The organism is Streptococcus sp. Marseille-Q4154 (assembly GCF_916700545.1).
In the GTDB taxonomy this organism is placed as follows: Bacteria; Bacillota; Bacilli; order Lactobacillales; family Streptococcaceae; genus Streptococcus; species Streptococcus infantis_I.
Map to the genome: position 1 here is coordinate 249,236 of NZ_CAKAKN010000002.1, position 11,788 is coordinate 261,023.

Sequence of the window (11,788 nt, forward strand, 5' to 3'; positions counted from 1 at the left end):
GATTGGCTCTGCCAATCTTTTTTATTCTAACAAGAAAATTATCGAAAATGTCAAAAATAGTTGACATTTTCTTTTTTTAAAGATATACTATAGTCAAATATATGCGACACAACCAAAAAAGGAGGAAGCATGAATCGTGTGAAAGAATTTCGCAAGGAATTGGGCATATCCCAGCTCGAACTTGCAAAGGATATCGGTGTCTCTAGGCAAACCATCAACATGATTGAAAATGACAAGTACAATCCTACTCTAGAACTCTGTCTCAATCTCGCTCGTAGCCTCCAAACAGACCTCAACAGTCTCTTTTGGGAAGATGATTTTTAATAAAAGGAGAAAAAATGAAAAAAGAAACCTTCACTGAAAAACTGATCAAACGCACATATGGTATTTCTGGACCACTTGATGAACACAAGCAACGTGAGGCTGACCGCATCGGAAATAAAATCTTTATGGTTCTCTTTTATCTCATGATTTTTGGCAATCTCATTCCCTTTGTCCTTGCTTATAAATATCCACAAATCGTCGCGTTTGGATATCCAATCATCATTTTTCTGGTTTCTATAGTTTGTGCTATCTATGTCAGCATTCAAACTAAAAAAACAGGTATTACTGCTATCGACCCTGATATATTGAGCCAGAAAGAACAAAAACAATTGCGCTACCCTGGCCTTAAAGCTGGACTTATCTATGGAGTTTTGATGTTCTTTGGCATGCCACTTCTCAATGTCTTAACAGATGATAGCAAGGACTATTTCGCCTCTCTTTTCAATCTAGGTCATTTCACATCAATTCTTTTCGCAGCCTTCTTTTTCGGATTAATGATGCAACTTGTTGTCTGGCTTCGCATCCGAAAAGCCAAAGAAAATCAAGACGACTATTAGGAGGAAACTTATGAAATCATTACAAACTTTAATTCTCAGTCATATTTTGGTCAGCATCTTTGTTACCTTTTTCCTAGTTTATGGTCAAGTTACGCGTCCTTTTCTGATAGTCTTCCTTTTAGCCCTTCCGGTCTTGAATAAGGGACAAAGGTTTCAGAAAATCACATCAAAAAAAATACGCCTCTTAAACGCATCTCTCTGCTTTATCCTCGTATCTCTCCCACAACTAATTACGAATTCTATGGATTGGAGATATCTCCTATTTCTAACCATCTGTATCATTTTTAGTTTGGTCTACTTCTATACTCTCTATCAACTCTTTAAAGAATTTAAGCAAAAAGAATGTTATTAATCGCTCTAAAAATCACCCCCCTAACACTTCTCCGTGCTAGGGGTTCTTTTAGTTCCTTAAATATCGTATATACTCTACTAATACGTAGATGAGGATTGTTAAACAAATGATAATCTCTAACCAAACGAGGAGGTTGAGGACCGGAAACTGCAGAATGCCTTGGGACATTTTCAATGAAGTTGCTGTGATGATGGTTGGAAAGGTTAGGGCTGAGAAGGCTGGTTGGAAACCTTGTTTTAAAATCCTTGGCAAGCGACTAAGGACAAAGAAAAAGAAGGTCTGTGATGCAAGGATCATAACTAGTAAAATCCAACTAGGAAGACTGTATCCTCCTACTCTCACTAATGCTGCCAAAAGGAGAGAAAATGGAGCACAATAAATTCCTTCTTGCCCCAGCAAAGCGAGCGGTAATGGATTTTTCCTCAAATCTTGATAAATTAGAGGGTAAAGGATAAGAGTTAAGATAAAACCAAAAATCCAAGCTCCATAGGCAATCCCAACAATGCCCACTACCGGGTAGGTCAAACTTGCTACTGCTATTCCTACATAAAGAACCGTCCAAGTTGGTGTTGCACTGGCCCTTTGTTTAACCAATGCATAGTTCTTTGTAAAGTATAAGATGAGGTAAACATCTAGAAGAAAAGCAAACCACCAGAGAATCTGTGCAACAATGCTCAAGCTCATAGGTAACTCTCGTAGCAAATAAGTTGATAAAATCATCCCTGCCATGGGAAAGGTTGCCATTCCTGACAAAACAGGGGCTTTCTTTAATTCTTGCTTACTTTCATGCCAGTTATTGAGGTGGCTCACCAAAAAATAAAACCATAAAATCAAGCCTGACAAACTAAAGATGTGTGATAAAAGCGGAAAAATATCCAAGATGAGATTTCCTGCGCCAGCCAATCCCAATAAGCAACCTGAAAAGGCTAAGGGGAGTTTTTTCATACCAACCTCCGAAAATGACGTTACTATCAGTATAGCATAAATAAAGCTCAGCTAGACAAGGCTTCATAAATTTTTTTGGCTATAAAACGATTGTCCCCTTTTAAAATACTCACTAACAATAATGATTAAAATAAATTCATCAAAAAAGTACCTATCAAGTGATAGGTACTCTTTTGACATTTCATTCTATAGCTTGGTTAGCCTTTAAAGGTTACGATAGTCGCTCCAGAACCACCTGCATTTTGTGGCGCATAGCCAAAGCTCTTGACTTGCTTGTTTCTTTGGAGATATTTGGTTACTCCTTCACGGATGACTCCTGTACCGATACCATGGATGATGTCCACTTGGGCCATGTTGTTGAGCAGGGCTTGGTCGATAAAGGCATCCAAGGCTTCCATAGCCTCCTCATAGCGTTTGCCACGAAGATCAAGTCTAGCCTGCGGTGCTTTACCAGCAGCACGCTTGACCACGTTAACTTGTTTTTTCTTGACTGGCGCTTCTTGTTGAGCTTGTACTAAGTCAAACTCTTTTTCTTCAAGCGTCATCTTAATCAAGCCAACTTGAGCTTCCCAGCGACCATCCTTGAGTTGATTAGTCAAGGTACCTCGTTGACCATAGCTTAAAACGATGATATCATCCCCAACTTTTGGAGCTCGTTTTTTCTTAGCCTTTTGGAGGACCTTGTTTTTAGAAAGATCTACTTTTTCAGGTGCTAACTTCTTGAGTTTGGCCTTGGCTTCGATAATTTCATGTGGTTTTAGTTGAGATTTACTGTGAAGATTTTTAAGAATATCATCACTCTCAACTAGAGCCAATTCAACAATCTCCGCAGCTTGCTCACGCGCCTTATTGAGTTCTGTTTCCTTCTCACGATTGAGCTCATTGTAGAGTTTTTTAAGCGCACGGTTCATCTTGAGGTTTTCTTGCTCGACCTGGCGAATATTCTCAAGACGTTTACGGCTTTCAAGCGTCTGCTCTTCCAATTGCTCAATAATACGATTGACATCATTGTCTTGATTAATCTGCTTGCTAGCATCGCCTACAATGACATCTGACAACCCTAGACGTTTAGCAATCTCAAAGGCATTGCTTCGACCAGGTACTCCCTGCATAAAGCGATAGGTCGGGCGCAAGCTAGCTGTATCAAACTCCATGCTGGCATTTTGAACATAAGCCGTTTCAATCCCATAGGCCTTGAGTTCAGGATAGTGAGTGGTTGCCATAGTCTTGACCTGACGCAAACGCAAGTCTTCTAGGATAGACATGGCAAGGGCTGCACCTTCTTGGGGATCTGTTCCTGCTCCAAGCTCATCTAGCAACAAAAGCGAGTTTTGATTGACCTTACCAAGAATATCAACAATATTAGTCATGTGACTAGAGAAGGTTGAAAGACTTTGTTCGATGGATTGTTCGTCTCCAATATCCGCAAAGACTTCCTCAAAAATCCCCACACGACTTCCCTTATCCGCCAAAATCGGCAAACCTGACTGAGCCATCAATTGCGTCAAACCTAAGGTTTTAAGCATAATGGTCTTACCACCCGTATTGGGACCAGTGATAACGATGGCTGTTAGATCCTTACCAAAGTGTACATCATTAGCAACAGCATTTTGCACCAAGGGATGGCGAACATGGAGGAGTTGAATCTCCTGGTCCTCAGAGACTTGAGGAACTACTGATCCTGTCTCTTGGATAAAGCGAACCTTAGCCCGAATCAAGTCTAAATGTCCAATAATCCAGGCATCATTTGCGATTTCAGCTGCATGCGGTCTTACTCGTTCAGAGAGTTCCTGAAGGATACGCATCATCTCATATCGTTCATCTGCACGAAGACTGGCGATTTCCTCACTCAGCTTGACTACTTCACGCGGTTCGATATAGACAGTGTTCCCGCTGGCAGAAATATCATGAACCACACCGGCAATCTTATTACGATAGGTATTTTTGACAGGAAGAACCTGGCGACCATTTCTACTAGCGATGATGCCTTCAGTCAACATCTGAGCCTTTTGTTTGAGAAGGTCTTGCAAGACGTCACGAACTTGGCTCTCGCTATCATGGATTTTACGACGGATTCGTGCTAGTTCCTCACTAGCAAAATTCTCAATAAATCCAGCTTCATTGATGGCCTGGAGATTGCCCTGTAGATGTGGGAAATCATGAAGTTTCTCAAACCAATTTGCCAAGTGGTCCAAGCGTACATTTTCAAGATTATCATAGAAATTTTTCAGTTCACGGCTGGCAAATATGACACGTTTGAGAAGGAGAAATTCCTCTATGTTGAGATCAGCACCCATCTCCAAACGTTTACAGGTAGCCGCAATATCTTTTGTTGCGGAAATGCTGAAATGAGGATGCTCAACAAAGAGTTCTTGCATCTCCTTCATTTCTGCAAAGGCCTGTCTAATTTTATCAGCTTTATCTGTTGGGACTAGCTCTTTTAACTGTTCTAGTCCTTGTTCCGTCAAAAGATGAGGTTCAAATAAAGCCTTGACCTTGTTAAATTCTAACGTTTCTAGTATTTTTGTATTCATCTTATTTCCTTAGTATAAAAGTTATGGCTTTTCTTATTTTCAACTCTTTAAATCAATCTCTTACTTTTCAAAATTGTAAACAAAAGGCTAGGAATAGTTCCCGCCCTTTTATCCGATTATTTTAGTAACCCAAAGCTGTTTAATGAAACTAGTTGTGAATGGAATGCTTTGGATGATATGTCTAGCTACAAAGCTATTTTCAAGTGAATTTTGAACAATTTGTAATGGCACAGTCGAGAGAATCGTTAGCATCATCTGGAGGACAAACAAGGTCACACCGATTGATAGCACACCCGCACCGATACGGTAGTATTTCCCATCAAGTATCTCACTTGGTACTAGGTTTAGAAAAAGACCAAACAAACGGCCAATGCAGTAAAAAATCGTAAAGGCTAAGAGGAAGCCGACACCTGCATAAAAAACTTTATCTAGTTGGAAAAGTTGATTGGGTGGGAAAAAGAAAGTTCCCTGTCCTTCCTGCGGATTAGCATAAGGGATTAATAAATTGAACTTCTGTCCTAAAGCTAGGTAATATTTGCTTGCAAAATAAGCTGAGACAATCGTTGCTACAAGATAATATGCTTGTAAAATAATTCCTCTGCGGTAGCCAATATAAAAGCTCCAAGCAAGGATTAATAAGAGTAGAATGGAAATCATAGGGAATCCTCAATCTTACTCTGCTCTTGTTTAGCCGCAACCACTTTATAACGGAGCGATTCTAACTCTTGCTCCTTATCATCAAATTCAATCTCACGGCTGAGCTGTGTTGACAAGCAGTTAACCGCTAAGAGAATAGCTACTGTCTCATCATCAGCTCCAGGCATTTGTTCTTTGATTGCTTCATACTTTTCCGTCGCAACTTTAGCAATCTCCTCCATGAAAAGATTGTCATGTTCAGTTGTCAGCGTTAATGTTTTTTTCCCAAATGTAAACTTGAATCGATTTAAATTTGCCATAAAATTCACCTCACGATATTATACCAAATTTCACTTAGTTTGTCAGTTTTTACCAATTCTAGCGTTTTTATGGTACAATAGAGACTATGGCAAGTATCACATTAACTCCGAGTGAAAAGGAAATTCATGCATTTATTCAAAAGCATGAACATGCACTCACTCCTAGTAAAAATCCCTATATTCGCTACTTTTTAAAACTTCCGCAAGCTAGTGTTTCCGTCTATACATCTGGGAAAATCCTCTTGCAAGGAGAAGCCGCTGAAAGCTATGCTAGCTTTTTTGGTTATCAAGTAGAACAAATAGTTAGCGGGCAAAATTTCCCCTTGATTGGAACAGATGAGGTTGGAAATGGTTCCTACTTCGGTGGTCTGGCTGTAGTGGCGTCATTTGTAACTCCTGATCAACATGACTTTTTACGAAAACTCGGGGTTGGAGATTCTAAAACACTAACTGACCAAAAGATTCGTCAGCTTGCTTCCCTTCTTAAGGAGAAGATTCAGCATCAAGCACTCCTTCTTTCGCCAAGTAAGTATAACGAAGTCATCGGTGAGCGCTACAACGCCGTTTCTGTTAAGGTAGCTCTTCACAATCAAGCAATCTTTCTCCTCCTTCAAAAGGGAGTTGAGCCTGAGAAAATTGTTATTGACGCCTTTACCAGCTCACAGAACTATGATAAGTATCTAAAAAATGAAGCCAATCATTTTCCTAATCCAGTCACGCTAGAGGAAAAAGCTGAGGGCAAGTACTTGGCTGTTGCAGTTAGCTCCATTATTGCGCGTGATCTCTTCCTAGAAAATCTTGAAAACTTAGGACGAGAGTTAGGATATCAACTTCCAAGTGGTGCTGGTGCTGCTTCTGATAAGGTAGCCAGTCAAATTTTACAAGCATATGGAATGAAGGGCCTTAACTTCTGCGCCAAACTACACTTTAAAAATACTGAAAAAGCAAAAAAAATGCTAGAAAGGTAAATTATGAAATACATTATAAATTTTTTAAAAGAATGGGGAATTATCTTCCTACTTATCGCACTAGTAGGGCTTAGTCGTATCTTTCTTTGGAGTAATGTGCGTGTAGAAGGACACTCTATGGACCCTACTCTAGCTGATGGAGAAATCCTCTTTGTTGTCAAACACCTCCCTATCAATCGCTTCGATATCGTAGTTGCCCATGAGGACGACGGAAACAAGGATATCGTTAAGCGTGTTGTCGGTACACCGGGTGATACCGTACGTTTTGAAAACGACAAACTTTATATCAATGGTCAAGAAACTGATGAACCATATTTGGCAGAATACCTCAAACGATTTAAAGAGGATAAACTCCAATCTACCTATACTGGAGAAGGTTGGGATGGAAAAAAAGGCGAGTATTTCAGAAGCATTGCTGAAAAAGCTCAAGCTTTCACCTTAGATGTAAATTACAACACTAGTTTCACCTTCACTGTTCCAGAGGGGCAATACCTCCTACTTGGTGATGACCGTCTGGTATCTAGTGATAGCCGACATGTTGGTACTTTTAAAGCAAAAGATATCATTGGAGAGGCAAAATTCCGTTTTTGGCCACTCAAACGTATTGGAACAGTCTAATATCACTAAGAGGCCGAGAATACTAATCTCAGCCTCTTCTCATTCTATTCTGAATGATAGATTTCATTCAGAAATGTAAAGGAATTATATGGAAGTTTATTTTACAGGTACGATTGAACGTATTATTTTTGAAAATGTCAGCAACTTTTACCGTATTCTCCTTTTAGATATAGAGGATACCAATGCTGAGGACTTTGATGATTTCGAAATCATTGTTACAGGAACTATGGCTGATGTCATTGAGGGCGAAGAGTACACTTTTTGGGGCCAGATTGTCCAACACTCCAAATACGGAGAGCAACTACAAATTACCCGTTATGAAAGAGCAAAACCGACTAGCAAGGGCTTAGTTAAGTATTTCTCTAGTAGCCATTTCAAAGGGATTGGGCTCAAAACTGCTCAGAAGATTGTGGAACTCTATGGAGAAAATACCATCGATGAAATCCTAGAGCATCCTGAGAAACTCAAAACTATATCAGGGCTGTCTTCTAAAAGTCGTGAGGCCTTTGTATCTTCACTCCGTCTCAACTACGGGACTGAAATGATCTTGGCCAAGCTTGCCAACTATGGCATTCCTAATAAATTAGCTATTCAAATTCAGGATACCTACAAAGAGGAAACTATTGATATCGTTGAAAATTATCCCTACCAGTTGGTAGAAGATATCAAGGGCTTAGGCTTTACCATCGCTGACCAATTAGCACAAGAATTGGGCATTGAAAGCCAAGCACCTGAACGTTTCCGAGCAGGAATCATTCATAGCCTTTTAAACGCTTGTATGGAAAGTGGGGATACTTATGTTGAAGCTAGAGACTTATTAGAAAAGACTCTAAATCTACTGGAATCCTCACGTCCTGTAGAACTGGAACCAAGTCAACTTGCTCAAGAATTGTCCAATCTCATAGAAGAAGAAAAAGTCCAACAAGTTGACACCAAAATCTTTGATAACAGTCTCTTTTTTGCAGAGGAAGGGATTCACAATCACCTCATTCGTATCCTTGAAAAAGAAGAAAACGATAAACAAGAAACAGAAATCATCCAGGAGCAGATCGCAATTGTTGAGGAAGAATTAGGCATCCAATACGATGCCATTCAAAAACAGGCAATCTGCGATTCTATCCAAAACAAGGTCTTTATCCTGACCGGCGGACCTGGTACTGGAAAAACCACTGTTATCAATGGGATTATTGCCGTCTATGCTCTATTAGAAGGACTGGACCTTCGAAAGAAAAGTAATCTACCGATTCTCCTTGCTGCTCCAACTGGTCGTGCGGCTCGTCGCATGAATGAGCTAACAGACTTGCCAAGTGCAACCATTCACCGCCACTTGGGTATGACTGGAGATGACGACACTAGCCATTTAGAAGATTATCTAGATGCTGATTTTATCATCGTAGATGAGTTCTCAATGGTAGATACTTGGCTAGCCAATCAACTCTTCTCAAATATTTCCTCTACTAGTAAAATTCTCATCGTAGGAGATAGTGATCAGTTGCCTTCGGTTAGCCCAGGTCAAGTTCTAGCTGATTTGCTCCAGATTCCAAGTATTCCGCAAACACGCTTGGAACGAATCTACCGCCAGAGCGAAGAATCAACCATTGTCACACTTGCGAGTCAGATTCGTCAGGGAATTTTACCTGCAGATTTCACTCAGAAAAAAGCAGACCGTTCCTACTTTGAAATCGCTAGTAACCAGATCCCAGCGACCATTGAAAAAATCCTAGACGCTGCCATCAGAAGTGGCATCCCTGCACGAGACATCCAAGTTCTAGCTCCTATGTATCGTGGTACAGCAGGAATCGATGCCATCAATCAACTCATGCAAGAACTACTCAATCCTCTTCAAAAGGGACAGATTAGTTTTGAAGCAAGTCAGTTTCAGTATCGTAGTGGAGATAAGGTCATTCATTTGGTTAACGATGCAGAAGTCAACGTTTTTAACGGAGACCTAGGCTACATCACGGACCTCATTCCTGGAAAATACACTGAGTCCAAACAAGATGAGATGATGATTGATTTTGATGGGAACGAAGTCGTCTATCCACGCAACGAATGGTATAAAATTCGTCTTGCCTACGCCATGAGTATCCATAAATCTCAAGGAAGTGAATTCCCAGTTGTCTTTCTTCCCATCACCAGCGCTAGCAAGCGTATGCTGGAGCGCAACCTCATCTACACTGCTATTACTCGGGCTAAAAGCAAACTCATTCTACTCGGTGAACTTCAAGCCTTTGATTATGCGACTAAACATATCGGAACTGCTCGAAAAACCTATCTGATTGAACGTTTCAGCGACTTAACTGAAAGCTCTCAAGAAGTAAATGAGCCAATTCTTGAAACAGAAAACCAGATTGATCCACATCAACCTTATATCCTAACTGAAGAAAACTGGACTAGTATTCCAGCTATGATTGGAATTAGTCAAGATGACCTTGATGAGTTTTTCGGAAAATAAAGCACAAAAAAACCACCGAACCCGGTGGTTTTTTATCTTTTCAGATTATTTTACTGTTGCAGTGCTTGTGATCAATTCAACAGCTTTCTTGATTGTGATATCGTGTTTCAACATATCTGCTGAAAGCAAGCTTTGTACTTGGGCAACTTCCATGTTGTAATCTGCAGCCAATTGCTCGATTTCTTTTTGGATTTCTTCTTCAGTAGCGTCAAATCCTTCAGCTTTCGCAACTGCTTCGATAACAAGGTTAGTCTTAGTGCGTGACTCAGCTTCTGCTTCGTATTGTTTGTGAAGGTCTTCTTGAGTAGTTCCAGTGATTTGGAAGTACATGTCAGGGTTAATACCTTGACGTTGCAAGTTTCCAAGGAACTCATTTACTGAGCGGTGAACTTCTTCGTGGATCATTTCTTCTGGAAGTTCTACGATTTCAGCGTTTTCAACTGCTTTATCGATTGCTGCACCTTCAACGGCATCAGTGTATGCTTCTTCTTTAGCAGCAGCTAATTCTTTGCGGTATTTTTCTTTCAATTCGTCAAGAGTTTCAACTTCTTCGTCGATATCTTTTGCTAGTTCATCGTCAAGAGCTGGAACTTCTTTAGCTTTAACTTCGTGGATAGTTGTTACGAATTTAGCTTCTTTACCTGCAAGATCTTCTGCTTGGTAGTCTTCTGGGAATGTTACGATAACGTCAACAGTTTCACCAGCTGAATGTCCAACTAATTGGTCTTCGAAACCAGGGATGAATTGACCTGAACCAAGTCCAAGTGAGAAGTTTTCACCTTTTCCGCCATCAAATTCAACACCGTCGATAGAACCAACAAAGTCGATAACAACAGTGTCGCTGTTTTCAGCAGCACCTTCTTTGATTACCAATTCAGCCAAGTTGTTGCGTTCACGTTCGATACGCTCTTCAACATCAGCGTCAGTTACTTCTTTATCTACATCAACTGATACTTCAAGGTTTTTGTATTCACCCAATTTTACTTCAGGTTTTGTAACAACTTCAGCAGTGATAACCCAATCTTGACCTTTTTCCATAGAAGTTACGTCAATTTTTGGTTGAGCAACTACTTCAAGACCAGCTTCTTTAACAGCTGCTTCATAAGCGTCTGGTAAAAGAGCGTTCATTGCATCTTGGTAAAGTGCTTCTTCACCAAATTTTTGGTCGAAGATAGGACGTGGAAGGTGACCTTTACGGAAACCTGGAACGTTAAGAGTTTTCTTTACTGAGTTAAATACACGGTCCAATTCTGGTTTGATTTGGTCTTGAGAGATAGTGAAAGTCAAGACACCACGGTTTGTTTCTTTGTTTTCAAATGATACAGACATTCTGTCATTTCTCCTTAAAATTTTTAATACAGTCCATTATACCACATAGTAGCGAACTTTTTCAAGTAATGGATGCGCTTTTCGTCCATGCTTCAGTTACATCCTATATCCCTTAAAATTCATCAGAACCCACCAGATGATGTTGAAAAGCATAAACTGCTGCCTGGGTACGATCACTGACCTCAAGTTTGGCTAGGATATTGGAGACATGGGTCTTGACTGTCTTAAGGGAGATAAAGAGCTCATCTGCAATGCGCTGATTTTCATAGCCCTTGGCAATCAGTTGAAGGACATCGCGTTCTCGCGCAGTTAATTCTTCGTGAAGTTCCATATGATTGCGGTGGTATTCTACTTTCTTACTCACCTCTTGTTCGATCGCTAGCTCTCCAGCTGCCACCTTTTGAACAGCATGGAACAATTCATCGGCACTTGATGTCTTGAGCATATAACCCCTAGCCCCAGCATTTAAGACTGGCATGATTTTTTCATTGTCTAGATAAGAAGTCACAATCAAAATTTTAGCCTCTGGCCATTCTTTGAGAATAGCTAGAGTTGCGTCAATTCCGTTGACTTCAGGCATAACAATATCCATGACGATCACATCTGGACGAAGCTCCAAGGCCATGGAAATCCCTTCTGCTCCATTAGTTGCTTCTCCAACAACCTCTACATCATCTTGTAGTTCAAAATAACTTTTTAAACCAAGTCGCACCATTTGGTGGTCATCTACTAATAATAGTTTCATTTTAT

At 40.3% G+C, this 11,788-nt stretch carries 12 protein-coding genes; 6 read left to right on the plus strand and 6 right to left on the minus strand.

The window, feature by feature from the left end:
• Positions 1–129: 129 nt before the first annotated feature.
• The 3 genes from LG369_RS06400 to LG369_RS06410 are packed head-to-tail and all read left to right on the plus strand — an operon-like array spanning position 130 to position 1,233.
• Entirely contained in the window at positions 130–324 is a 195-nt protein-coding gene (locus LG369_RS06400; protein ID WP_001082470.1) for a helix-turn-helix transcriptional regulator, read from the plus strand.
• A 14-nt stretch (positions 325–338) separates the two neighbouring features.
• On the plus strand, positions 339–881 hold the full coding sequence (locus LG369_RS06405) for a DUF3278 domain-containing protein (RefSeq protein ID WP_225750651.1): 543 nt from the start codon (positions 339–341) through the stop codon (positions 879–881).
• Positions 882–891: 10 nt separating this feature from the next.
• The gene (locus LG369_RS06410; protein ID WP_225750652.1) at positions 892–1,233 is read left to right on the plus strand and encodes a hypothetical protein; all 342 of its coding nucleotides are present in this window, start codon (positions 892–894) and stop codon (positions 1,231–1,233) included.
• 48 nt (positions 1,234–1,281) lie between these two features.
• Here LG369_RS06410 and LG369_RS06415 read toward each other — a convergent pair whose 3' ends face one another.
• The 4 genes from LG369_RS06415 to zapA form a co-directional block, all read right to left on the minus strand.
• Positions 1,282–2,178 (minus strand): TDT family transporter, encoded by an 897-nt coding sequence (locus LG369_RS06415; protein ID WP_225750653.1) that lies wholly within the window; start codon positions 2,176–2,178, stop codon positions 1,282–1,284.
• Positions 2,179–2,375: 197 nt separating this feature from the next.
• Positions 2,376–4,712: an endonuclease MutS2 gene (locus LG369_RS06420; protein ID WP_225750654.1), complete on the minus strand. Its 2,337-nt coding sequence runs from the start codon at positions 4,710–4,712 to the stop codon at positions 2,376–2,378.
• A gap of 108 nt (positions 4,713–4,820) precedes the next feature.
• Positions 4,821–5,369 carry a CvpA family protein gene (locus LG369_RS06425; protein WP_225750655.1) on the minus strand — a complete coding sequence of 183 codons (549 nt, stop codon included), beginning with the start codon at positions 5,367–5,369 and terminating at the stop codon, positions 4,821–4,823.
• Positions 5,366–5,668 (minus strand): cell division protein ZapA, encoded by a 303-nt coding sequence (gene zapA, locus LG369_RS06430; RefSeq protein WP_004252047.1) that lies wholly within the window; start codon positions 5,666–5,668, stop codon positions 5,366–5,368. Before zapA ends, LG369_RS06425 begins: the two co-directional genes overlap by 4 nt.
• Before the next feature lie 86 nt (positions 5,669–5,754).
• On the opposite strand from zapA, the gene rnhC reads away from it, so the two are divergent.
• From rnhC to LG369_RS06445, 3 genes are all read left to right on the plus strand, one after another.
• Positions 5,755–6,636, plus strand: coding sequence for a ribonuclease HIII (gene rnhC, locus LG369_RS06435; protein WP_225750656.1), 882 nt, complete (start codon positions 5,755–5,757; stop codon positions 6,634–6,636).
• Positions 6,637–6,639: 3 nt separating this feature from the next.
• Positions 6,640–7,254: a signal peptidase I gene (gene lepB / locus LG369_RS06440; protein ID WP_074324394.1), complete on the plus strand. Its 615-nt coding sequence runs from the start codon at positions 6,640–6,642 to the stop codon at positions 7,252–7,254.
• An 88-nt stretch (positions 7,255–7,342) separates the two neighbouring features.
• Positions 7,343–9,709 carry an ATP-dependent RecD-like DNA helicase gene (locus tag LG369_RS06445; RefSeq protein WP_225750657.1) on the plus strand — a complete coding sequence of 789 codons (2,367 nt, stop codon included), beginning with the start codon at positions 7,343–7,345 and terminating at the stop codon, positions 9,707–9,709.
• 45 nt (positions 9,710–9,754) lie between these two features.
• Here the strand turns inward: LG369_RS06445 and tig are convergent, their stop codons facing one another.
• Complete coding sequence (gene tig / locus LG369_RS06450; RefSeq protein ID WP_225750658.1) at positions 9,755–11,038, minus strand: trigger factor; 1,284 nt, start codon at positions 11,036–11,038, stop codon at positions 9,755–9,757.
• Between the two features lie 112 nt (positions 11,039–11,150).
• Positions 11,151–11,783 (minus strand): response regulator, encoded by a 633-nt coding sequence (locus LG369_RS06455; protein ID WP_006147986.1) that lies wholly within the window; start codon positions 11,781–11,783, stop codon positions 11,151–11,153.
• Between the last annotated feature and the right edge of the window lie 5 nt (positions 11,784–11,788).

What these genes read in the sequence shown, in the direction of transcription:
- LG369_RS06400 (WP_001082470.1), top strand. Translation starts at nt 130, where the DNA reads ATGAATCGTGTGAAAGAATTTCGCAAGGAATTGGGCATATCCCAGCTC.
- LG369_RS06405 (WP_225750651.1), top strand. Translation starts at nt 339, where the DNA reads ATGAAAAAAGAAACCTTCACTGAAAAACTGATCAAACGCACATATGGT.
- LG369_RS06410 (WP_225750652.1), top strand. Translation starts at nt 892, where the DNA reads ATGAAATCATTACAAACTTTAATTCTCAGTCATATTTTGGTCAGCATC.
- LG369_RS06415 (WP_225750653.1), bottom strand. Translation starts at nt 2,178, where the DNA reads ATGAAAAAACTCCCCTTAGCCTTTTCAGGTTGCTTATTGGGATTGGCT.
- LG369_RS06420 (WP_225750654.1), bottom strand. Translation starts at nt 4,712, where the DNA reads ATGAATACAAAAATACTAGAAACGTTAGAATTTAACAAGGTCAAGGCT.
- LG369_RS06425 (WP_225750655.1), bottom strand. Translation starts at nt 5,369, where the DNA reads ATGATTTCCATTCTACTCTTATTAATCCTTGCTTGGAGCTTTTATATT.
- zapA (WP_004252047.1), bottom strand. Translation starts at nt 5,668, where the DNA reads ATGGCAAATTTAAATCGATTCAAGTTTACATTTGGGAAAAAAACATTA.
- rnhC (WP_225750656.1), top strand. Translation starts at nt 5,755, where the DNA reads ATGGCAAGTATCACATTAACTCCGAGTGAAAAGGAAATTCATGCATTT.
- lepB (WP_074324394.1), top strand. Translation starts at nt 6,640, where the DNA reads ATGAAATACATTATAAATTTTTTAAAAGAATGGGGAATTATCTTCCTA.
- LG369_RS06445 (WP_225750657.1), top strand. Translation starts at nt 7,343, where the DNA reads ATGGAAGTTTATTTTACAGGTACGATTGAACGTATTATTTTTGAAAAT.
- tig (WP_225750658.1), bottom strand. Translation starts at nt 11,038, where the DNA reads ATGTCTGTATCATTTGAAAACAAAGAAACAAACCGTGGTGTCTTGACT.
- LG369_RS06455 (WP_006147986.1), bottom strand. Translation starts at nt 11,783, where the DNA reads ATGAAACTATTATTAGTAGATGACCACCAAATGGTGCGACTTGGTTTA.